A 21,645-nucleotide genomic window follows, 5' to 3' on the forward strand; every position below is an offset into this window, starting at 1 on the left:
TACACAGAAATAGCAAATCAATGATTTGCAAACCAATTTCTGCGTCCCCATCGTCTAGAGGCCTAGGACACCGCCCTTTCACGGCGGTAACAGGGGTTCGAATCCCCTTGGGGACGCCACTTACTTATTTTAAGTATTGTATAAAGCAGTGTGATACCAGACGTTCTATTCATGACGTTATCAAGAACAATTATATCTTGTAAATGCCGCTTAATTTATTTAATAAGCTAGTGCAGTGTTATAAGAATAAAACTACAAATTTATACCCTCATTTCACACTTCATTTTTATATCTATCTATTTACACTTCGTTACAAAACCAATCTTACAATTGTTTCATATTCCTTGTTGTACTTTTAATTAGTCTTTAAACTCATTGAGTTAATTTAAATATGGACTAAAAAATGAAACTCACAAAAATCGCACTTGCTGTTTTACTTGCATCAGGGTTAGCTGCATGTAATAGCTCAACTCAAGCTGTTGATAAAAAGATTATTACAGAAGCATCAATCCCAGGCGTTACACTTATTGAATCAGTGAAATCAAACGCAGGTGAAATCAACATACCGTATAAAAAATATAAACTAGATAACGGTTTAACTGTAATTGTGCATGAGGATCATTCAGATCCCTTAGTACACGTTGATGTAACATACCACGTTGGTTCTGCTCGCGAAGAGTTGGGTAAGTCAGGCTTTGCTCACTTTTTTGAGCATATGATGTTTCAAGGCTCAGAAAACGTTGCTGATGAGGAACATTTTAAAATAATCTCTGAAGCAGGCGGTACTTTAAATGGTACAACTAACTCAGATAGAACAAATTATTTTGAAACCGTACCTGTAAATCAATTAGAAAAAATGTTGTGGCTAGAAGCTGATCGAATGGGCTTTTTACTAGATGCTGTAACCCAAGAAAAATTTGAAGTACAACGCGAAACAGTAAAAAATGAGCGCGGCCAACGCGTTGATAATCGCCCTTATGGTCGTTTAGGTGAGCGTGTTGCTCAAGCAATGTATCCAGATGGGCATCCGTATTCTTGGCCTGTAATTGGTTTTATGGATGACCTTAACCGTGTAAATGTGAATGACTTAAAAGCATTCTTTTTAAAGTGGTATGGCCCTAATAATGCAACGCTTACCATTGGTGGCGACATCAACGCTAATGAAATACTACCACTGGTTACTAAATACTTTGCGCCAATTCCAAAAGGCCCTGCAATACCTAAAGTAGAAAAAACAGCGGTAACACTAAATGCTGATAGATATATTTCAATGGAAGATAAGGTTCACTTACCTTTATTAAGTATGAGTTTTCCAACGACTTACGCTCGCTCTGAAGATGAAGCACCGCTGGATATACTTGCAGAAATATTAGGTGGGGGGAACAATTCATTACTATACAAAAACCTAGTTAAAAACCAGCTTGCAGTTCAAGCAAGTGCAAACCATCCATGCCAAGAGTTAGCATGCTCAATTAGTCTTTATGCTTTACCTAATCCTACAGCAGGAAAAACGTTAGCTGATATGGAAAAAATTATTCGTGATTCATTTGTTGAATTTGAAGAGCGTGGTGTTACACAAGATGATTTAGATAAAGTAAAAGCTAAAATAGAATCGGGTGCAATTTTTGGTCTGCAAAGCGTATCAGGAAAAGTCTCTCAACTTGCCGCGTCAGAAACGTTTACAGGTAACCCAAACTCAGCTAAAGATGAGATTGCACGTTATAACAAAGTTACAAAAGCTGATGTTATGCGTGTTTTTAATCAATATATCAAAGGTAAATCTGCCGTTATTATGAGTGTTGTGCCAGAAGGGCAGACTCAACTTATAGCTGCCCCAGACAACTTTACTCCTAAAGCGCATGATTTTGGAGGGCCATCGACCACTTCAGCTGATGATTTAGTGGCACGAAGAGCAGTTGATACATTTGATCGAAGTGTTCATCCAGAGGCCGGTGCAAATCCTGCTGTGGATGTTCCTGCACTTTGGCAAGCTAATACTGCAAACGGTATTAAAATATTAGGTACTCAAAGCACCGAAACGCCAACGACTGCTATTTTTATTAAAGTTCCGGGTGGCTTGTATAATGAACAAGCGAGTAAAGTGGGTTTATCGTCAATGACTGCATCGCTAATGAGTGAGGCTACGCAAAACTACACCACAGAGCAAATGAGTAACGCGCTTGAAAAGTTGGGTAGTCAAGTAAGCATATACGCTGATAAAACACATACAAATGTATATGTTTCTAGCTTAACTAAAAATCTAGATGCAACATTAAAGCTTGTAGAAGAAAAGTTATTTAAACCGGCATTTAATGCAGATGACTTTGAGCGTAATAAAAAGCAAAGCATTCAAAACATCCAACATTCAATGAAAGATGCAGGTTATTTAGCCTCTAATACGTATAGCAAATTACTATACGGAAATAACATAGCTTCACTACCAAGTAGCGGTACTGTTGAAAGTATAGAAGCCATTACGCTCGATGATGTTAAAGCTTTTTATAATGCAAACTTTAAACCGCAGGGTGCCCAAGTTATTATTGTTTCTGATTTAAAAGAATCAACAATTGAACCTAAAATTAAAGCTGCCCTTACAAACTGGCAGGGCAAAGCTTCAAGCGTTGATTTAAATTTTGCTGAGCCAAAAGTACAAACAAATGTAATTTATTTAGTTGATAAGCCTGGCGCACCGCAATCAGAAATTCGTATTGGTAAGCGTGGCATGGTTGAAGATATTACCGGTGAGTTTTTTAAAGCTAACTTAATGAACTTTGCATTGGGTGGCACGTTTAACAGCCGTATCAATCTAAATTTACGCGAAGATAAAGGCTACACTTATGGTGCTCGCTCTCATTTTTGGGGTGATAAAACATCAGGTGGCTTTACAGCCTCTGCAGCGGTGAGAGCAGATTCTACTGCTGCGTCTATTACAGAGTTTACCAACGAGCTTAATAACTACGCTCAAAATGGTGTAACAGACCAAGAGCTTATGTTTATGCGCAAAGCTATTAACCAAAAAGATGCGCTTAAATACGAAACACCTAATGCAAAACTTGGCTTTTTAGCACAAATATTAGAGTTTGATTTAAAACCTAGCTTTGTAAAAGAAAGAAATGAAATTGTTAGTAATATTAGCAAAGAAGAAGTTAACGCCTTAGCTAAAAAACATTTAAACACTAAAGAGATGATTTATTTAGTTGTTGGTGATGCCAAAACCTTGCGCCCTGAGCTTGAAAAGTTAGGCATGCAGGTGATTGATTACAGTTTATAACTGTTAAAATTAATCGATTAAAAACAAAAAGCCGCTACAAGCGGCTTTTTTGTTCTATTCAGTGCCAATAAAGCTGTTAATAGCTATTATAAGTATAAACGTCCAACTCATTAGGAGGTTATATATGGCAAGTGGATGGGCACGAGAAGGTGCAGTTCAAGATCAAATAGACGCAAGTGTTAACGATGCTGTTCAGTACGCTCGCAGTAATTTGGCTTCAGGCTCAAGTGCTGAGTTGTGCGAAGAATGTGATGCTGCGATCCCTCAAGCGCGTAGATTGGCGTTACCCGGTGTTCGTTATTGTGTTGCATGCCAGCAAGCAATTGAAGGCAAGAGCGCAACAGTGGGGGCTTTTAATCGCCGAGGCAGTAAAGACAGTCAATTGCGCTAAAAAAAGGTGCTAAAAGCACCTTTTTAATTTAAACCTACTTGCTTTAATACAAATTTAAAAACGACTCATATCTTCTTTTTTCTGAATAAGCTCAATTGCATAGCCATCAGGGTCTTTTACAAAAGCAATTTCAGTAGTACCACCTTTTACAGGCCCAGGTTCACGACTAACATTGCCACCGGCAGCTTTAATATCAGCACATGTTTTGTAAATATCATCAAATTCAATGGCTATATGGCCATAAGCATTGCCTAAGTCGTAACTGTCTTGATCCCAGTTATAGGTTAGCTCTAATACCGTATTGTCTTTTTCGTCTCCGTAACCAACAAAGGCTAAGGTATAACGATATTCTTCGTTATCTGCACGGCGTAACTCTTTCATCCCAAGTACTTTGGTATAAAATTCGATTGATTTTTCTAAATCAGCAACACGTAACATAGTGTGTAATAAACGCATTTAAGCACCCTTGGATTGTCTTTAAATTTAAAAAATACTGTTACAACATGACGAAGACTGCGCAAAATAGCGCTTATTATAAAAGTAAGCTAAAACTCATTTTTATAATATATCGCATGTTTGCTTAGCAGCTACTTTGGCCATACACAGAGTAAAACACTGCAATTTGAGACTCAAAATATAATTGTGTATTCAGCGCAGGCCAGAAAATATAACAGTAGTAAGTCTTGATGCACATTCTATGGTTTTCATATAGATTTGCAATACATCTAGGTTGCACAACCTCTTAAACAATTTCACTATGGGATTTATTTAGCGTGCAGCAATCTAATTGCTCTGTTTCTACTAAGGCGCAAGCTTAGTTGAGGTATTAAAAGCAATAAAAACGCCAGCCGAAGCGTAAAGTAGGTACAGGTACAGTCATAAATACAGCTATACTAGAGCAAGTATGTGCAGTGGGTACCGATTTAATAGGTACAACTGCTACGTAACCAAAATCACTCAGCAAACTTGTTAACTGTAATGTGCCAGTATTGCCCGGTGTTTTTAATACCGTGATATTATGGCGTTAAAATACGGCTTTGATGAGCAAAAACATTTTCCGCCATCTTTGTGTGATGGTATTGATTTTTTATCGGCTGTATTTTTTGCTCTGTTAGTTTTTGCCGTAACAGGCGTTGCTAAAAAGGGTGAGTAGAGCAACAAAACTGGCGAGCAATTACAGATGCTTGTATAAAAGCTTTAAAACAGTAAGGAACCTATAATGAATTATTTAGCTACAACTATTCAACCTGGCGTTATAGTTGGCGATGAAGTAAGTGCGGTATATAAGCATGCCCGAACAAATCAATATGCATTACCTGCAGTTAACGTTGTTAGTACCTCGTCTATAAATGCAACTCTTGAAGCCGCGCAAACAATGAAGTCACCGGTTATCATTCAACTTTCAAATGGTGGAGCGCAGTTTTTTTGTGGTAAGGGCTTGTCGCTACCTGAACACCAAGGGGCTGTACTTGGCGCGGTTAGTGCTGCTAAGTATGTTCACTCTGTTGCTAAGCATTATGGTGTAGCGGTTATGCTACATACCGATCATGCTTCAAAAAAATTATTACCTTGGATTGATGGTTTATTAGATGAAGGCGAGCAGCATTTTGCACTTACTGGCAAGCCGCTTTTTAGTTCGCACATGATCGATCTTTCAGAAGAATCTTTAGAAGAAAATATTGAAATATGTGAACGTTACTTAGCGCGCATGGCAAAAATAGGCATGACCCTAGAAATTGAACTAGGATGTACCGGTGGTGAAGAAGACGGGGTGGATAACTCACATCTCGATAGTTCTGCGCTTTATACCCAGCCAGAAGATGTAGCTTACGCTTACGAGCGCTTAAGTCGTATTAGTCCAAACTTTATTATAGCGGCGTCATTTGGCAATGTTCATGGGGTATATAAACCGGGTAATGTTGTGCTTACTCCTACTATATTAAAAGACTCACAGGCCTATGTAGCAAAACAATTTGGCTTAGAGCATAACGCAATCAATTTTGTGTTTCATGGCGGTAGTGGCTCTGAGTACGATAAAATTGCAGAGTCGTTAACATACGGCGTAGTAAAAATGAATATCGATACAGATACGCAGTGGGCGTGTTGGAACGGTATTTTAAACTATTACCAAGACAAACAAGCGTATTTACAAGGGCAAATTGGTAACCCAGAAGGGGACGACAAGCCTAATAAAAAATACTATGATCCTCGCGTATGGCTTCGTCATACAGAGCAGCATATGGCCGCAAGACTAGAGCAATGTTTTAACGATTTAAATTGTGTAAATCGGTACAGCTCATAAAAATAGCTTGTTAGTAAGCTAAGGTAAGTTACTCGTTATGTTAGGCTCAACAGATCTGTTGAGCCTTTTAATACTAATAACACCGTTTTCTATGGCTAAGCTATTTATTCGTTAAATAAAATACAGCTAAACATTAAAATAGTAATTCAAAAATTAACTCAATAACGCTTTATACAGCAGCAATGCCTAGCGACACAGCTGCTCAGTAAAAAGACTATGACCAAAAGACGCTTTACTTCTTAACCTTGCCTTTAAGAACATAGATCTCGCCATCGAAGCTTCCTTGAATCGTCAATCCTTGTCCCGCTAACTCTTTCAGATACTCTATATGATCTTCAGTTATATGCTGCCCCGGAACCAACAGTGGGATGCCCGGTGGATATGGCGTAACTAAACCGGCACAAATGCGGTTGTTGCTTTTGCTAATAGGCACAGATTCGCGCTCGCCATAAAAAGCATCGCTTGGAATACACGCTAGGTCGATGGCAGGTAAATTCTCCGGCAAGCGGGAGCGACGCGTCGATGTTGACAGTTTTACCTTACCGCTGTCGAGTTTTTTTAATGCATTGTACAGACGAATGATCTTCGAACGCGTACCTCCAAGCGTCAGTAAAACCAAGATAGTACTGTGAGTGTATTTTTCTATTTCTAGCCCAATTTCATCCAGCAGGAATTTATGAATATCTTTTAACGAATAAGGCAATTGACTAATATCGATGAGAATTTTTAGTGGATCATGGCCCATATTGTCTCCGCTAAAATGCGGAAATATTTCCATAAAGTCTTGCTTACCAAGCACTTTAATATGGTTGAGCGAGGCCATTTGTTGTTTAAATTCTTCCACATGTTTTAGCAAGGCATTGAGCAGCTTATAGCCTTCCATTTCTAACTGCTTTTGGCACACGTCAAGCGACGCTATAAGCTGATACTTTGGCGATGTGCTGGCGTAAATACTGTAAATTTCTCGAAAGAAATCGGCATCAAAATCTGGATCGTTAATATGAATGTAAGACGCCTGAGAAAACGCCGATACCACTTTATGCGCAGAATGGGTGATATAGTCGGCTCCAGCATGAATGGCAGAATAATAGCGTAAGCTGGGATGAAAAAGGGAGTAAGCAAACCACGCTTCGTCGATAAACACTTTAATACCATGTTGATGGGCAAACGCTACCACTTGTTTCAAATCGCTCAGTAAGCCATCGTAAGTGCAACCAGTAAGAACCAGCAATTTTGCATCGGTATTTTGCTCGATCGCCTGCTTTATATCGGCCAACGAGGGTGGCGCGAAAATCCCATATTTAGGATTTAAAATACTCGACAAATAAATAGGAAAACTAGCTGATTGCAATATGCCATAGTGCACCGATTTATGACAATTTCGGTCGATGATTACTTTATCGCCCTTGCGCAGCAGTGTCTGCAAAATGATTTTATTTGAGGTAGATGAACCGTTCGTGACGAAATAGGTATGCTTAACTTCAAACGTCGCCGCGGCTGATTCTTGAGCACGGCCAATGGTATTGGTACTGTCTGACAATGAACCTAGCGAATCGACTGAAACCGACAGGTCGCCAACAAATACATTACGGCCATAAAACTGATAAAAATCTTTGATGTAGGGAGAGTTTCTAAAGCTAGAGCCGCCACTATGGCCAGGTGTGTGCCATGAATCGTTTGCTTCGCCAACATAACGACGATATGCCGTCCAGAATGGGGTTTCTCCTCGATCATCGAAGTCGTTGATCATATAGCCTAAAATCGCTTCCGGGTCAGAAATTACCTCATCTTTAAAAAAGAAAGACTCAATTTCCTCCGACTCGTTAACTATCTCTAATCCTTTCGTGTCGTCGCCAATAACATACACAGGCAACTCGATACGGATCCCCTTTAACTGCTCGATAAAGCGACTATAAGTTCTCTCACCCTTGTTGTGTACATCCCAACTGAGAACCACGGCTTGAATATCGCCATCTTCCTCTACATATTCCAACGCTTGCTTTAAATCAAGACATTCAATTATGTCGATATGAACATCATTTCGCTCAAAGTTAGGGATCGTTTTCGACAGATTCGTTGAAAGCTCTTGCAAGATGATAGGGTCTTGCTCAATTAACAAGATACGAAGTAAAGGTAACATAGGCGTTTTCGCAATAAAATTTCATAATGTTTAGTAGCATAACTAAAGGATTGATACTTGTGAAATTAATACTTTGAAAATGCGCCAATAATTACGCAAAATCACGAATAAATAGATTTTATTTAAATTGACTTGCAAGGTACGAAAAATCAAAGGTGCCAAAGTCAGCCACCTACTTTAAAAAACAAAAAGTAATACTGGAATGCGCATTAATTATTGAGTTGAAGTAGCTCATATCTGACTTACAGCTATGAGCGAAAAGCAGACATTGACCGTTAATCGTTTCAACGACGGCAATTAGCCATACGTTGCATGTTTGCTCCCTTACTGGTTTTACGATATCCAAAACCGACATAACGACCATTAAGCAAATACCAAAGTAAAATAGGTATGTGCTCCAATCATATAGCCAAAGAGGATAAAGCGTTAATAGCACTGCTACAGGCCCTAGAATGCTGAAGACAGCTCTGGTATGGTTTTTATTTTTGTGCCAGTTGTATAAGTTTACCAATAGTTCCAAAGATGCAAAAATAGGTAAAAGCGTATTTACAGCTATTCCTTCGAAGTGAGAGAAGAAGCCTAGTCCTAATGCCGATGCAAGTGACCTTAATGCAGGGAGGCAGGCCGTGCCGCTAGCCAAACGCCACTAGAGCCTACTCTGTCTAATATTTTATTTATCATTTGAAAGTCTATTGGTTGATATTACCATCATTCTAAACTCCGTATACAAGTACGGAGTCAATCATTTTAATGAGTCAATTATGGGGCAATGTGTTGGATCTTCGTTTTGCATACAGGTATTTGTCATACCCACAATTACTTTCTCTAAACGTTGAAGGTCATTAATTTTGTCTCGAATGATTGCTAACTTTTGTCGGTTTAATAGCTCAACTTGAGCGCAGTTGCTGTCCATAGACATTAGCGATTTTATTTCTCTTAACGTAAAGCCGAGCGCTTTGGCTTTTGTGATAAACCTAAGTTGTCCTGCTATTGATTCGTCATATTGTCTATAACCAGATATTGGTTTTTCAGGTTGTGTAATCAGTCCTTCTCGTTCATAAAAACGAATGGTTTCTACATTTAAATTTAATGATTGTGCTAATTTGCCAATGGTTTTCATTATTGCCTTTGTGAATACTACTAATCTAAAGTTATATTTAGTTCAACTATCTAATGACTTGATAATGCCACAGACTTCAATTGTACCGTCAGACCCGCAAGAGCTTGCCATTAGTTTTAACTCTTTTTTGAGTGCATTCAATTCCTTCATTCGTTGATTAACTAAAGTTAGTTGCCGATCAATTAATGCATTTACACTAGAGCAACTCTCCTCTGGCTTGTTTTTTAATTCAATGAGTCGCTTAATATCATTAAGCGGAATATCTAAACTTCGACAATGCTTTACGAACTCTAGCTCTTTAAATGCCTTATTAGAATACAACCTGAAATTCCCTTCAGTGCGATCAGGATCTGACAGCAAGCCCTCCTTTTCATAATATCGGATGGTTTGTACTGAATACCCCGATGTTTTCGATAACTCACCAATTTTCATAAAATTTCCAAATAAACTTGACCCTATAGTCACTATAGGATTTATAGTTAGAGCATACAAGTTAATCGGAGATGAAAATGAGCGATTGTGGGTGTGAAGTTGAGCTAAAAGATAACCAGCAAAAAACGGTGCTTTATTGGCTTCTGGCTATCAATGCCTCGATGTTTGTTTTTGAAATTGGCTTTGGTTGGTTATCAGAATCAACGGCTTTAATTGCAGATTCGTTAGACATGCTAGCGGATGCAATCGTCTATGCAATTGCACTATACGCGGTGGGAAAGTCAATCCAACATAAGGCTAATGCTGCTTTAGTGAGTGGCTATTTCCAACTGGGGTTAGGCGTGCTAATTCTAATGGATATTGCTAGAAGGCTGTATGGTGAAAGTGAGCCTCACTCTTGGTTTATGATTGGCGTAGGCATGGTTGCTTTAGTTGCAAATGTGATTTGTCTCATCCTTATTCGAAAGCACAACAACGATGAAGTACATATGAGAGCTAGCTGGATATTTTCAGCGAATGATGTAATTGCAAATCTTGGTGTCGTTATCGCAGGCATACTCGTTATGGTGCTGAAACAGCGTTGGCCTGATATCGTCATTGGTAGCATCATTTCAATGTTAATTCTTCGAGGCGCTTACCGAATACTAAGCGATGCTAAACAAGAATTAGCTGTTGCTGAGAAAACACGTTAAACACCAAATGAAGATAAACAATCAACCTTTGGTTGTTCAAAGTAAGGAAACATCAATGAATAGCAAATATCTAGAAAAAACCAAGATAGTAAATTTTGAACACTCTACAATTCAATCATTAATTTCTGAGCGTAATTGGCAAGAACTCGATGACTTCAACAAAATTGGTGCAGCCTACCAATTTGTTAAAGATGAAATATTATTTGGTTACAATGAGAGTGATGATATTTCAGCAAGCAGTGTTTTAGCCGATGGTTACGGACAATGCAATACCAAGGGTAACTTGCTGATGGCTTTGTTACGAGGATTAGGTATTCAATGTCGTTTTCACGGCTTTACTATTGAGCAGCGATTACAAAAAGGAGCTATTCCAACTTATGTATTTTGGTTAGCACCTAAATATATCATTCATAGTTGGATTGAAGTTTATTTCAAGGATCGTTGGATAAACTTAGAAGGCTTTATATTAGATGAACAATATTTAAGTTCACTACAGCACAAATTTAGTCAAATAAAAAACGAATTTTGTGGTTATGGTGTTGCAACAAAGTGTTTCTCTTCGCCAGATACAGATTGGCGTGGTCAAGATACCTATATACAAAAAGAAGGTATTCATGATGATTTTGGTGTTTATAATTCCCCTGATGAGTTTTATCTCGAAAAAGGAACTAACTTATCAGGAATCAAACGTTGGATGTATCAACGAGTGATCCGTCACTTTATCAATTTTAACGTAGTCAATGTAAGAAATTTAAAAGTTCTTGAGGTGGAAAATGCACAATCATAGCCATAGCCATTCGCATGGAAAAGACGACCGTATAGGTTGGACATTTTTCCTTAATGTTTCATTTACTATTATCGAATTTATTGGTGGTTGGCTAACCAACAGTACCGCTATTATGGCTGATGCTGTACATGACCTGGGTGACAGTTTATCTATAGGATTCGCTTGGATACTGAGTCGTTTCTCGGATAAAGAAGCATCCGATAGATTTAGCTATGGCTATCGTCGTCTTACCCTGTTTGGCGCATTAATTAACAGTATTGTATTAGTTATTGGTTCTGTCTGGGTGCTATTTGAAGCAATACCAAGATTATCTAATCCTGAAATGCCAATGGCTGAAGGAATGTTGGGTCTTGCATTACTTGGGGTTGCTGTTAATGGGTATGCAGTATTTAAACTAAAAGCGGGTAAAACGCTGAACGAAAAAGTACTTACGTGGCATTTGCTTGAAGACGTACTTGGCTGGGTTGCAGTCCTAATTGTTTCTATCGTGCTGCTTTTTGTAGATCTACCAATATTAGATCCTTTGCTTTCTATAGGCTTTACACTGTTTATATTGTTTAACGTTTTGAAAAACCTGAAAACAACATTGGCACTATTTCTTCAAGCTACACCTGATGAAGAAGTGCAGAATAATATTGAAAAAGCGATAAAGGCTATACCTGAAATTAATGGGATTCATCATATGCACTTTTGGTCATTAGACGGGGAAAGTCACGTATTAACTGCTCACCTAGAGTTAGCCCATAACTTTGAGGTTGATAAATTAATTAGGCTAAAACAACAAGTGGCTAAGGAACTTTCTTCTTATAATTTATCTCATACAACCATTGAGTTTGAGTTTCCTCAAGAAACTTGCCGTGACGAGCATGAAAAACATGCGCATGGCTAGTTTAGAAAACCTTTTTTTGATATTATAATTTTTCATATTTAAGTAGGTGTTTATTTTGAAATTCAATGTTGCGTTAAAAATACTATTAGTCGTTTCGATTGTTTTGCAATCGTTAACTGCTGTTGTATCCGCAACACCTGAGAATCACCAAATAGATATAGAGCACCTTCAAATTCAACATGATCATGCAGATGATCGAAATGTCTCAAATGATAATGTAGGTGATGAGCAGCATAATGAAAAAGATTGTCATCACTGCGGACATTGCAGTGGCAGCCACTTATCTTGGATTTTAGTCAGTAATTCAAATACCACGGGCAAACTAAACATTATCAATAAAACGCCTTATCAAATTGATCAAACAAGTACCTTTCTTGAAGCGATACTTCGTCCGCCCATTTCTTAATTAGATTAATTTTTAATGACCTATTTATCCTTTAATAATGGATAAAGGTTTCGTGTTTATTAATTTTAAAATTAAGAATTTTTATGTATATATATTTAAAAAATGCAGGTTTAGTCCTGTCTTTATGTATGGCTGTGAGTTTTTCAGTTGCCACTTATGCCAAACAGAAAAGTATTTCATGGCTAGATAGTCAAATAAATAAAGATCCCGAAGTTGTTGCGGCTAAAGAGTTACTTAATGCAAGTAATCATAGAGCCAAGAGCTTAACTAAAGCCGTATATAACCCAGAGCTTGAAGCAAGCTATGAAAAAGAGGGTGATTTTGATAATTATTCTATTGGTATCAGTCAAACGATTGATTTTTGGGATAAGCAATCAGCAAATAAAAGCATTGGTGAAATTGGTGTTTATGCAAACCAGCAACAATTGTTATCTCTACTCGATTCTAAAAAGGCTAACGCTTTAACTGCAATAGTTAATTGGCAAGCAGCAAAAAAGGTGGCTCAGTTACTTTCAGTAAGAGAAAATCAATTACAAACGCTCGTTGGAATTATTGAAGATAAGCGAAAAGCAGGACTTTTAGAGCCACTTGACGCTGAACTGGTTTATTTAAACTTGTCCCAAGTTTTCAGTGAAATATCTGAGTCGCAAATTGCTTTGAAAAATGCAGAGGTAAATGTTCAGGAGTTATTGCCTGATTGGACGCCTAATACTACCAATTTGTTTTCATTTACTTTTGGAGCAACAAACTATTCATTTAACTCTCAGTGGGTTGAGGAACATCCAAAAGTTAAACTCGCTAGAGCGCAATGGAAGATAAAACAATCTAAAGCTCAACTAACCACTATGGAATCTAAAGCCAATCCAACCATTGGAGTTAACGCAGGGAAAAGTGGAGATGAAGACTTGATTGGCGTGACTTTCTCAATGCCTTTAAATATCAGAAATAACTATTCAGATACTGTTAAAGCCGCTTATTCAGAAGCAATTGCAGCAGAGGCTAACTTTCGGTCGGTTTATCGAAAGCAGTCATTTGAAGCAAAAGCTAATTATGAATCGCTTATTGTCAGTAAAAAATATTATGAGCAATGGCAAAAACTGACAAAAGGCAGATTAGATAGCAGCGAAAACTTATTAAATAAGCGCTGGGAAGCTGGTGACATTAATACTTCTGACTACTTACTTGCATTAAATCAACGTGCGGAAGGGCTTCATGCAGGAATACGTTTGGAAAATCAATTCAAGCTTGCAGAAATATCCTTCATTTTAAGTATGGGTCAGTTATCCAAATTTGAGATTTGAGCGCTTTGTTTTTTCAGTAGCGAAAAACGAAATCTTAAATTTATTAAAAATATAGGTTACAAAAATGAATACAGTAATTAGTAAAAAATTTTTAGCCGTAGTAATTAGCTGCCTGTTAGTTGGGTTTACTACAAATCATGATGCTTTTGCACAGTCGTCAGATGGAACTGGTTCTGTCACAAACGTTTCGAAACAAGAAGAAAAAGAACATCAAGATGAGCATGAACACGAAAAGGGACATGAAGAAGATAAAGGTGACCATGACGAGCACGGCCATGAAGGTGGTAATAAAGAGGGAGAAGAAGGACATGAAGAAGGTATCACTATTGATCCAAAGAAGATGTCGCTTGCTAACATTAAAGTGGAAAGTGTTAAGCCTGAATATCAATTTAGCTCCGTATATGCACCTGGCGAAATAAAAGCTAATGGCTATAAAAGTTATGTGGTATCACCACGTACAGAGTCAGTCATTATCAGTCGCCATGCAGCGCTTGGCGAGTATGTAGAAATAGGTCAGAAGTTAGTTACATTATTTAGTGAAGCAATGGCACAAGCACAAGCTGACTATTTAATCGCTTCAACCGAATGGCAACGTGTAAAAAAGCTGGGTAATAAGACGGTGAGTGAAAGTCGATTATTACAAGCTGAAACAACATACAATGCGAGCTATGGCAAGCTCATTGCTTTAGGGTTAACTGAAAAAGCAATAAATGGTATTTCTAACAAAGACATTAAAGCATTTGGACAATATGCATTAACGGCGCACCGTGAAGGTGTCGTGCTTCAAGACGACTTTATCCAAGGGCAACGTGTTGATGCTGGGGATTCAGTCATGTTGTTAGCTGATGAAAAACAACTATGGGTTGAAGCAAAAGTTTCTCCAAATAAAAAGCTAAATTTATCAATTGATTCTCCTGCGGTACTTAAATTAGAAGGCCAGAGTTACAATGCCAAAGTTATCCAAGAAGCCCATACAATTGATCCCGTAACTCGTACAAGAATTATTAGATTGGGGGTACAGAATGCTGATGATAACCTTCATTCAGGTATGTTTGTAAAAGTTTACTTTCAGTTTGCCACAAAGCAGAAAGTGATGGCTGTGCCAGAAGAAGCATTGATCCGCAGCGCAGATGGTGATTGGACCGTATTTGTCGAAGACCACCCTGGAGAATTTAAAGCTGTAGAAGTAGAACTAGGCCGAGCCTTAGGTGATTTTAGGGAAATCATTGGCCTTGATAGTGGGACGCGAATTGTAACCAAAGGCGCATTTTTTGTTGCTTCTGAAATCGCTAAAGGCGGATTTGATCCGCATAACCACTAAGGAGCAAGACTATGTTTAATAAAATAATAGATTGGTCTGTTAATAATAGACTCCTGATTTTGATTGCGCTGTTTGCCACAATTGTCGGCGCAATTATGGTTATACCAAAACTAAATTTAGATGCCTTTCCTGATGTTACTAATGTTCAAGTTGCTGTAAATACTGAAGCGCCAGGACTAGCTGCTGAAGAAGTTGAACAACTCATTACGTACCCCATTGAAGCGGTCATGTATGCCTTACCTGATGTAGAACAAGTGCGCTCAATTTCTAAAACAGGCTTGTCTGGCGTCACGGTTGTTTTCAAAGAAGGCACCGACATTTACTTTGCAAGACAACTTGTATTTGAGCGTCTTCAAGCCGCAAAAGAACTGATACCAGAAGGTGTCGGCACACCCGAAATGGGGCCAAACACCTCAGGGCTAGGCCAAGTATTTCAGTACCTTCTTATTTCAGATAAAGATGCAGGCTATGATGCTATGGCACTCAGGAGTCTCAATGATTGGGTAGTAAAATTACTCGTTATGCCTGTCGATGGTGTTACTGATGTACTCTCCTTTGGAGGTATTGTTAGGCAGTACCAAGTAAATGTAGATCCATCTAAGCTTCTTTCTTATAACCTAACGCAAGAAGACGTTGTTGGTGCCCTAGATAACAACAATGCCAATGTTGGCGGATGGTATATGAACCGTGGGCAAGAGCAGCTTGTTATTAGAGGTGCAGGTTGGTTTGAAAGTGGTGACGCTGGTATTAGTAATATCAAACAAGTTCCCGTCAAAACAGTTGATGGGACAGTTGTGACGGTTTCGGATATTGCTAAAGTTGAAATGGGCAGTGAAATTCGTCAAGGTGCTGTCACAATGACGCGCAAAACCGAAGACGGTAAAGTCGAAAATTTAGGTGAAGTTGTCTCTGGCATTGTCTTAAAACGCATGGGGTCTAATACTAAAGCCACCATTGATGGTATCAATGCAAGAATCCCATTGATTAATCAAGCATTGCCTAAAGGTGTTCGCTTTGAACCATTTTATGATCAGGCTGATTTGATTGAAAAAGCCGTTGATACAGTAGTTGATGCACTATTACTAGCATTTATTTTCATCTGTATTGTATTAGCACTATTTTTAATGAATATACGTGCAACCTTCCTTGTCCTAATATCTATTCCAATTTCAATTGGTATCGCGTTAATGATCATGGCTTGGTGGGGCATTTCTGCAAACCTTATGTCATTGGGTGGCATTGCCGTAGCCATTGGTATGCTAGTTGATGGTTCAGTCGTGATGGTTGAAAACATGTTTAAGCATTTAAATAGACCAGACTCTACCCATTTAAAAACTGTAAAAGAAAGAGTGCCTAGTGCTGATACTGATCCACATGATGTAGAACAAGATGAGCATGGTATTAAGTTACGTCTTCAAAATGCGGGTAAAGAAGTGGCTCGTCCCGTATTTTTTGCAGCTTCTATTATTTTAGTCGTATTTACGCCTTTATTTAGCTTTGAAGGTGTTGAGGCAAAGTTATTTCAACCTATGGCAATAAGCATCATTTTAGCTGTTATATCTGCTATTGTGGTTGCGTTGTTTGTTGTACCCGCTTTAGCTACTTATTTATTTAAGTCAGGTGTAAAAGAGAGGGAAAGCTTTGTTCTTAGGCCATTAGACAAACTCTACAGAAAAGGGCTTACATTCGCACTAAAACGCACCAAATTAGTCATTTCAGCCGCACTTATATTAGTTTTCTCTGCCTTTGCATTAGTTCCATTAATTGGTACTGAATTTGTACCTGAGTTAGAAGAAGGGACGATAAACTTAAGAGCAACGCTTGCACCTTCTTCCAGTTTAGATACCGCGCTCACTGTGGCACCAATTCTAGAAGAAAAACTAATGGCTTTCCCTGAAGTAACCTATGCATTAAGCCGAATTGGTCGAGCAGAAATAGGTGGAGACCCAGAGCCTGTGAATAACATCGAAATTTACATAGGGTTGAAGCCTGTTTCTGAGTGGACCAGTGCATCTAATCGATATGAACTTCAAGGAAAAATGGAGAGATCTTTAGAAGAATTCCCTGGGTTGCTACTCAACTTTTCTCAACCTATTGCGACTCGTGTCGATGAGCTACTATCTGGTGTTAAGGCTCAGTTGGCGATAAAGTTGTTTGGGCCTGAACTTGAGGTACTGGCGGCTAAAGGTCAAGAAATAGAAACAGCAATTAAAAACATTGAAGGTGCAAGGGATGTTGCATTGGAGCAAATTGCTGGTGAAGCGCAATTGGTGATAAGTCCTAACAGGCAAGAACTATCACGCTTTGGATTGTCTGTGAGTGACATAATGGAGGTTGTGCGTGATGGTATTGGTGGTGTTGAAGCCGGACAAATAATCAATGGTAATGAACGTTATGATATTTACGTTCGCATAGAGGAAGAGTACCGAAGTAACAAAGAAGCTATTGCTGATATTCGGCTTCAATCACCTACTGGTGCTTGGGTGCGGCTGGGTGACGTAGCCTCAGTCTCATTTGAGTCAGGCCCACCACAAGTTAGACGCGATGATGTACAACGAAGAGTCGTTATCCAAGCAAATGTACAAAATCGAGATATGGGAAGCGTGGTTGCCGATATCAGAACGGTAATTGCTGAAAAGGTTGACTTACCTTCAGGTTATTCTGTTTCGATTGGCGGCCAGTTCGAAAGTCAAAAACGTGCTCAAAATAGGTTAGCTATAGTTGTACCTTTATCGTTAGCACTAATCGCACTACTACTTTACTTTGCCTTTGGTTCTGTTGGTCAAGCTATGCTGATATTGGTCAACGTGCCGCTTGCTGTAATTGGCGGAGTTTTCTCCTTATATTTATCTGGACAATACTTGTCTGTACCAAGCTCCGTTGGCTTTATTACCTTATTTGGTGTAGCGGTATTGAATGGGGTCGTTATGGTAGAAAGTATCAACCAACGTATTAAAGACGGTCTAGAAGCATCTAAAGCCGTTTTTGAAGGCGCTACTTCAAGATTAAGACCTGTACTTATGACTGCTATAACATCAGCTTTAGGTTTGATACCGATGTTAATGTCTAATGGTGTTGGTGCAGAAATACAGCGCCCATTAGCGAGTGTTATTGTTGGCGGCTTGGTAACTGCAACACTGTTAACATTATTTGTTTTACCTGTTTTATATCGCTGGTTTTCAGAGAAAAAAATAAAAGAGCTATCCAGATAAAATTACTGTGAACTCTAACCCCACGCTAAAGTCACGTTTAGCGTGGGGTTATTGAGTAGATGAACGAAAAGAAAGATTAGATTTAACAATAAACTAATAGTCATGACTGCTTTGTCGGAATATTTGTCGTTAAACAGGCCAAAGCTAACTTCCGCTTTCGTATCTTTGCAGTCTTAATCTCTATGTGTCTCAAGGTCGGATTATGGCACGTGCCAGACTCTAACTTCGAGTCTGGCTTAGGTTCAAATTTAAGCATCGATCTGTTCTGATACTTCTAACGCATCATCAACTTCTATTCCCAAGTACCTGACAGTGCTCTCTAGTTTTCTATGGCCAAGTAGAAGCTGACAGGCTCTTAAATTTTTAGTTTTTTTGTAAATTAGTGATGGTTTGGTACGTCTCATTGAATGAGTGCCATATTGAGTCTTATCTAACCCAATTGAGGTGACCCAAGAGTCAACTATACGTCCATATTGACGGGTTGAAAGGTGTTCAGAGGAATGAATTCGTGACTTAAACAAGTAATCATAAGAATTGAGAGTAAATTGCTCTATGAGCGCCACAATTGATTTCCTTGTATTTCCAGTAATTTCAAATTGAACAGGCATACCAGTCTTTTTTTGAACGACTATTGCCCGTGATTGGATTGCTTTACCATGTGCAATGTCATTAACTTTTAGTGAAACTAAATCACACCCTCTTAGTTTGCTATCTATGGCTAGGTTAAATAGTGCTAGATCTCTTATTTTATGAAAAAGTTCCAGTCGTATTCGGATAGCCCATATTTGCTGTAATTTTAGAGGTAACTTTTGTCCTACAAGCTTATTTTTATTCCAAGGCTCTTTAGGCTGATATATAGTTAACTGGTGCATTAGTTGTACTCCGGTGTTTATGGAGTTTTAAGCTTAGCTCGCTACAAAAGAATTCGGGTATGAGCGAAAACCAGTCATTGTAGTTCGAGCAATTTTACTTCGTATTGATATACTAATGTCATGATTAAAGTTGATTTTATGGTTGGACGATGAAAACAATAGGCAAGTTGGCTAAAGAACTTGATATAGGCGTAGAAACTATACGGTTTTATGAGCGGGAAGGCTTGATAAAACAGCCTCAAAAACCTCAAAATGGTTATCGTGTCTATGACGACTCAATCACCAAACAATTACAATTCATCTGTAAGGCCAAAGCACTTGGCTTTACTCTAAAAGAAGTGGCTTCATTGATGTCAATGGATGGCGATTGTGCCAAAGTAGAATCCCTAGGCTTGCTGAAATTGAACGTAATTCAAAATAAGATAGCTGACCTTCAACGCTTAGAAGTCGTCATAAAAGAAATGACTAATTCATGCCGCAACAATAACGATCAATCCCACTGCCCAATAATCGATTCGCTAAAATAGTATTGACTCCGTACCTACCTACGGAGTTCATACTCAAATCATTCAAATAATGTTAGACGTTAAAAATGATTAATAAGATTTTAGATAAAGTTAGCTCAGGTGGTGTTTGGCTTGCGGCTCTTAGTTGTACGGGGTGCTTCCCCGCACTCGGCTCGTTAGCATCAGCATTAGGATTAGGCTTTCTCTCTCACTTTGAGGGAATTGCTGTAAATACCTTGTTACCTATATTTGCAACTCTGGCATTGTTGGTAAATTTGTATAACTGGTATAAAAACCAAAATCATGCGAGAGGTATTCTTGGGGTTATTGGCCCTATAGCGGTTTTGTTAACCCTCTATCCACTATGGCAATACGAATGGAGCACTTATTTGTTTTATGTAGGTATTTGTTTGATGATTGTAATGTCCGTATTAGACATTGTTAAACCTTTGAAGGAGCAAACATGCAAAGTATAGAGTTAAATTCTACCATTACTTGCCCTGAGTGTGGCTTCAGTAAAACTGAAGAAATGCCAACCAACGCTTGCCAGTGGTATTATGAATGTGAATCTTGCAAAGTTCTCCTAAAGCCTTTGAAAGGCGATTGTTGCGTATATTGCTCTTATGGAACAGTGAAATGCCCGCCAATTCAAGAAGGTCAAAGTTGTTGCGATAGCTAAATGACAGTCTATTAATGGCAATGAGAAGGCATAAAAAGAAATAGTGAAATGTCAGCAATCGTATCATTGCAGCCTTTATCACTAAGTCACTCAAGGGCTGCTTTTGGCACTTTCCAGCCATCCGACAATATAAAATGCTGATAATAATAATTGGCAAGATATTTTACTGTGTCGGATGGCGCTTCGCTTATCCGACCTACATCCGGTACTTTTTTAGGTAATCGATAATACATAACGCTAATGTTAACTGGCACTGCCTTTTTTCGTTGGGTTTCGCTGCGCTCAAACCAACCTACCTCAATCAACGTAAAAACTAATAGCTATGCTTGCGTGTTACATTTGCTTATCAACGCGGTAAGTCTGGCTGTTTCTAGTAAACTCATCATTTTTGTCGGATGGCGTGGCTTCGTCACTTATCCGATCTACCCCGTACAGTAACGTCAAAAGGTAGGTTGGTTAAGCCAAGGCGCCACCCAACAAAGTTTCAGATTCACGCCTTGAAGGCCCGTTAATGGTACATATGGGACTGTCAGATTTGATCGAGCTCTATTAGTTGGATTTGACAGATCAAGTAAGACTTATTCATCTAAGCAATCCAAAAAATTAGACAAAAGTGCACTTCACTGTAAATAAATCAAGCAGCTATTTAGCTGCTTTTTATTCTTCAGTCTTTTCTTTAAACTCACATAAATCTTCGATGATACAGCTGCCACACTTAGGTTTGCGCGCCACACAGGTATAACGCCCGTGCAATATAAGCCAGTGGTGTACATCGACCTTAAATTCTTTAGGCACTACTTTTTCAAGCTTTTGCTCAACGGCTACAACATCTTTACCCATGGCGAGTTTAGTACGGTTAGAAACACGAAATATATGCGTGTCTACGGCGATTACAGGCCAGCCAAACGCGGTGTTGAGTACTACGTTTGCGGTTTTTCGGCCGACGCCTGGTAGGGCTTCTAGTGCTTCTCGGTTTTCGGGAACTATGCTGTTGTGTTCATCCACCAAAATTTGGCACATTTTATAAACGTTTGCGGCTTTAGAATTAAATAAGCCGATGGTTTTTATATAATCTCGCAGTGTATCGTGGCCTAAATCTAAAATGGCTTGTGGTGTGTTAGCCACAGGGAACAACTTTCGAGTAGCTTTGTTAACGCCTACATCGGTTGCTTGCGCTGAGAGCGTTACAGCGACAAGTAACTCAAACGGGCTTGAGTATTCAAGCTCGGTTTCTGGATGCGGGTTATCGTCGCGTAAGCGAGTAAGAATTTGGTGGCGTTTTTCTTTATTCATATTACTTAAGCGCACACCTTATTAATGTGCG

General features: G+C 38.8%; 22 protein-coding genes and 1 tRNA gene. 15 read left to right on the top strand and 8 right to left on the bottom strand.

Annotated elements, in window-relative coordinates:
• Window positions 1-43 precede the first annotated feature (43 nt).
• From H5058_RS03260 to H5058_RS03270, 3 genes are all read left to right on the top strand, one after another.
• A tRNA-Glu gene (locus H5058_RS03260) sits at window positions 44-119 on the top strand.
• Window positions 120-403: 284 nt separating this feature from the next.
• Entirely contained in the window at window positions 404-3,271 is a 2,868-nt protein-coding gene (locus H5058_RS03265) for a pitrilysin family protein (protein ID WP_011327775.1), read from the top strand.
• Window positions 3,272-3,395: 124 nt separating this feature from the next.
• A complete protein-coding gene (locus H5058_RS03270) occupies window positions 3,396-3,662 on the top strand; it encodes a DksA/TraR family C4-type zinc finger protein (RefSeq protein WP_089367986.1) in 267 nt (88 codons plus the stop codon).
• A 54-nt stretch (window positions 3,663-3,716) separates the two neighbouring features.
• On the opposite strand, the gene gloA is transcribed toward H5058_RS03270, so the two are convergent.
• The gene (gene gloA, locus H5058_RS03275; protein ID WP_011327777.1) at window positions 3,717-4,118 is read right to left on the bottom strand and encodes a lactoylglutathione lyase; all 402 of its coding nucleotides are present in this window, start codon (window positions 4,116-4,118) and stop codon (window positions 3,717-3,719) included.
• Window positions 4,119-4,680: 562 nt separating this feature from the next.
• Here gloA and H5058_RS18420 point away from each other — a divergent pair.
• Window positions 4,681-4,815, top strand: a complete 135-nt coding sequence (locus tag H5058_RS18420) for a hypothetical protein (protein ID WP_011327778.1) — start codon at window positions 4,681-4,683, stop codon at window positions 4,813-4,815.
• A 66-nt stretch (window positions 4,816-4,881) separates the two neighbouring features.
• Window positions 4,882-5,964 (top strand): class II fructose-bisphosphate aldolase, encoded by a 1,083-nt coding sequence (gene fbaA / locus H5058_RS03280; RefSeq protein WP_011327779.1) that lies wholly within the window; start codon window positions 4,882-4,884, stop codon window positions 5,962-5,964.
• Window positions 5,965-6,196: 232 nt separating this feature from the next.
• On the opposite strand, the gene H5058_RS03285 is transcribed toward fbaA, so the two are convergent.
• The 4 genes from H5058_RS03285 to H5058_RS03300 form a co-directional block, all read right to left on the bottom strand.
• On the bottom strand, window positions 6,197-8,104 hold the full coding sequence (locus H5058_RS03285; protein ID WP_089367987.1) for an aminotransferase class V-fold PLP-dependent enzyme: 1,908 nt from the start codon (window positions 8,102-8,104) through the stop codon (window positions 6,197-6,199).
• Between the two features lie 172 nt (window positions 8,105-8,276).
• Window positions 8,277-8,744 carry a MerC family mercury resistance protein gene (locus H5058_RS03290; RefSeq protein ID WP_259398612.1) on the bottom strand — a complete coding sequence of 156 codons (468 nt, stop codon included), beginning with the start codon at window positions 8,742-8,744 and terminating at the stop codon, window positions 8,277-8,279.
• 102 nt (window positions 8,745-8,846) lie between these two features.
• On the bottom strand, window positions 8,847-9,224 hold the full coding sequence (locus H5058_RS03295) for a MerR family transcriptional regulator (protein WP_004588890.1): 378 nt from the start codon (window positions 9,222-9,224) through the stop codon (window positions 8,847-8,849).
• A gap of 42 nt (window positions 9,225-9,266) precedes the next feature.
• Window positions 9,267-9,656, bottom strand: coding sequence for a Cd(II)/Pb(II)-responsive transcriptional regulator (locus tag H5058_RS03300; protein WP_004588889.1), 390 nt, complete (start codon window positions 9,654-9,656; stop codon window positions 9,267-9,269).
• Window positions 9,657-9,733: 77 nt separating this feature from the next.
• Between H5058_RS03300 and H5058_RS03305 the strand changes: the two genes are divergently transcribed.
• The 7 genes from H5058_RS03305 (at window position 9,734) to H5058_RS03335 (ending at window position 18,264) form a co-directional block, all read left to right on the top strand.
• Complete coding sequence (locus H5058_RS03305) at window positions 9,734-10,348, top strand: cation transporter (protein WP_004588888.1); 615 nt, start codon at window positions 9,734-9,736, stop codon at window positions 10,346-10,348.
• Window positions 10,349-10,403: 55 nt separating this feature from the next.
• On the top strand, window positions 10,404-11,135 hold the full coding sequence (locus tag H5058_RS03310; RefSeq protein ID WP_004588887.1) for a transglutaminase family protein: 732 nt from the start codon (window positions 10,404-10,406) through the stop codon (window positions 11,133-11,135).
• Window positions 11,122-12,024 carry a cation diffusion facilitator family transporter gene (locus tag H5058_RS03315; RefSeq protein ID WP_004588886.1) on the top strand — a complete coding sequence of 301 codons (903 nt, stop codon included), beginning with the start codon at window positions 11,122-11,124 and terminating at the stop codon, window positions 12,022-12,024. The genes H5058_RS03310 and H5058_RS03315 overlap by 14 nt, the downstream gene beginning before the upstream one ends.
• Window positions 12,025-12,079: 55 nt before the next feature.
• Window positions 12,080-12,430: a hypothetical protein gene (locus tag H5058_RS03320; protein ID WP_004588885.1), complete on the top strand. Its 351-nt coding sequence runs from the start codon at window positions 12,080-12,082 to the stop codon at window positions 12,428-12,430.
• 83 nt (window positions 12,431-12,513) lie between these two features.
• Window positions 12,514-13,731: a TolC family protein gene (locus H5058_RS03325; RefSeq protein WP_008468875.1), complete on the top strand. Its 1,218-nt coding sequence runs from the start codon at window positions 12,514-12,516 to the stop codon at window positions 13,729-13,731.
• 64 nt (window positions 13,732-13,795) lie between these two features.
• A complete protein-coding gene (locus H5058_RS03330; RefSeq protein WP_002962258.1) occupies window positions 13,796-15,052 on the top strand; it encodes an efflux RND transporter periplasmic adaptor subunit in 1,257 nt (418 codons plus the stop codon).
• An 11-nt stretch (window positions 15,053-15,063) separates the two neighbouring features.
• A complete protein-coding gene (locus H5058_RS03335; RefSeq protein ID WP_004588883.1) occupies window positions 15,064-18,264 on the top strand; it encodes an efflux RND transporter permease subunit in 3,201 nt (1,066 codons plus the stop codon).
• A gap of 248 nt (window positions 18,265-18,512) precedes the next feature.
• Here the strand turns inward: H5058_RS03335 and H5058_RS03340 are convergent, their stop codons facing one another.
• Entirely contained in the window at window positions 18,513-19,136 is a 624-nt protein-coding gene (locus tag H5058_RS03340; RefSeq protein WP_004589486.1) for a tyrosine-type recombinase/integrase, read from the bottom strand.
• Window positions 19,137-19,285: 149 nt separating this feature from the next.
• Between H5058_RS03340 and H5058_RS03345 the strand changes: the two genes are divergently transcribed.
• From H5058_RS03345 to H5058_RS18425, 3 genes are all read left to right on the top strand, one after another.
• On the top strand, window positions 19,286-19,663 hold the full coding sequence (locus H5058_RS03345) for a MerR family transcriptional regulator (protein ID WP_010557530.1): 378 nt from the start codon (window positions 19,286-19,288) through the stop codon (window positions 19,661-19,663).
• A 65-nt stretch (window positions 19,664-19,728) separates the two neighbouring features.
• Window positions 19,729-20,118, top strand: a complete 390-nt coding sequence (gene merC / locus H5058_RS03350; protein ID WP_024601094.1) for an organomercurial transporter MerC — start codon at window positions 19,729-19,731, stop codon at window positions 20,116-20,118.
• A complete protein-coding gene (locus H5058_RS18425; RefSeq protein WP_076916053.1) occupies window positions 20,106-20,321 on the top strand; it encodes a GDCCVxC domain-containing (seleno)protein in 216 nt (71 codons plus the stop codon). The genes merC and H5058_RS18425 overlap by 13 nt, the downstream gene beginning before the upstream one ends.
• Before the next feature lie 86 nt (window positions 20,322-20,407).
• Here the strand turns inward: H5058_RS18425 and H5058_RS03355 are convergent, their stop codons facing one another.
• On the bottom strand, window positions 20,408-20,626 hold the full coding sequence (locus H5058_RS03355) for a hypothetical protein (protein ID WP_182676880.1): 219 nt from the start codon (window positions 20,624-20,626) through the stop codon (window positions 20,408-20,410).
• A gap of 352 nt (window positions 20,627-20,978) precedes the next feature.
• Window positions 20,979-21,614 carry an endonuclease III gene (gene nth, locus H5058_RS03360; protein WP_041454385.1) on the bottom strand — a complete coding sequence of 212 codons (636 nt, stop codon included), beginning with the start codon at window positions 21,612-21,614 and terminating at the stop codon, window positions 20,979-20,981.
• Window positions 21,615-21,645 lie beyond the last annotated feature (31 nt).

The organism is Pseudoalteromonas sp. SR45-4 (assembly GCF_014163535.1).
Classification (GTDB): domain Bacteria; phylum Pseudomonadota; class Gammaproteobacteria; order Enterobacterales; family Alteromonadaceae; genus Pseudoalteromonas; species Pseudoalteromonas nigrifaciens.

Coding starts and splice junctions, on each gene's coding strand:
- H5058_RS03265 (WP_011327775.1), top strand. CDS start 404: ATGAAACTCACAAAAATCGCACTTGCTGTTTTACTTGCATCAGGGTTA.
- H5058_RS03270 (WP_089367986.1), top strand. CDS start 3,396: ATGGCAAGTGGATGGGCACGAGAAGGTGCAGTTCAAGATCAAATAGAC.
- gloA (WP_011327777.1), bottom strand. CDS start 4,118: ATGCGTTTATTACACACTATGTTACGTGTTGCTGATTTAGAAAAATCA.
- H5058_RS18420 (WP_011327778.1), top strand. CDS start 4,681: ATGGCGTTAAAATACGGCTTTGATGAGCAAAAACATTTTCCGCCATCT.
- fbaA (WP_011327779.1), top strand. CDS start 4,882: ATGAATTATTTAGCTACAACTATTCAACCTGGCGTTATAGTTGGCGAT.
- H5058_RS03285 (WP_089367987.1), bottom strand. CDS start 8,104: ATGTTACCTTTACTTCGTATCTTGTTAATTGAGCAAGACCCTATCATC.
- H5058_RS03295 (WP_004588890.1), bottom strand. CDS start 9,224: ATGAAAACCATTGGCAAATTAGCACAATCATTAAATTTAAATGTAGAA.
- H5058_RS03300 (WP_004588889.1), bottom strand. CDS start 9,656: ATGAAAATTGGTGAGTTATCGAAAACATCGGGGTATTCAGTACAAACC.
- H5058_RS03305 (WP_004588888.1), top strand. CDS start 9,734: ATGAGCGATTGTGGGTGTGAAGTTGAGCTAAAAGATAACCAGCAAAAA.
- H5058_RS03310 (WP_004588887.1), top strand. CDS start 10,404: ATGAATAGCAAATATCTAGAAAAAACCAAGATAGTAAATTTTGAACAC.
- H5058_RS03315 (WP_004588886.1), top strand. CDS start 11,122: ATGCACAATCATAGCCATAGCCATTCGCATGGAAAAGACGACCGTATA.
- H5058_RS03325 (WP_008468875.1), top strand. CDS start 12,514: ATGTATATATATTTAAAAAATGCAGGTTTAGTCCTGTCTTTATGTATG.
- H5058_RS03330 (WP_002962258.1), top strand. CDS start 13,796: ATGAATACAGTAATTAGTAAAAAATTTTTAGCCGTAGTAATTAGCTGC.
- H5058_RS03335 (WP_004588883.1), top strand. CDS start 15,064: ATGTTTAATAAAATAATAGATTGGTCTGTTAATAATAGACTCCTGATT.
- H5058_RS03340 (WP_004589486.1), bottom strand. CDS start 19,136: ATGCACCAGTTAACTATATATCAGCCTAAAGAGCCTTGGAATAAAAAT.
- H5058_RS03345 (WP_010557530.1), top strand. CDS start 19,286: ATGAAAACAATAGGCAAGTTGGCTAAAGAACTTGATATAGGCGTAGAA.
- merC (WP_024601094.1), top strand. CDS start 19,729: ATGATTAATAAGATTTTAGATAAAGTTAGCTCAGGTGGTGTTTGGCTT.
- H5058_RS18425 (WP_076916053.1), top strand. CDS start 20,106: ATGCAAAGTATAGAGTTAAATTCTACCATTACTTGCCCTGAGTGTGGC.
- nth (WP_041454385.1), bottom strand. CDS start 21,614: ATGAATAAAGAAAAACGCCACCAAATTCTTACTCGCTTACGCGACGAT.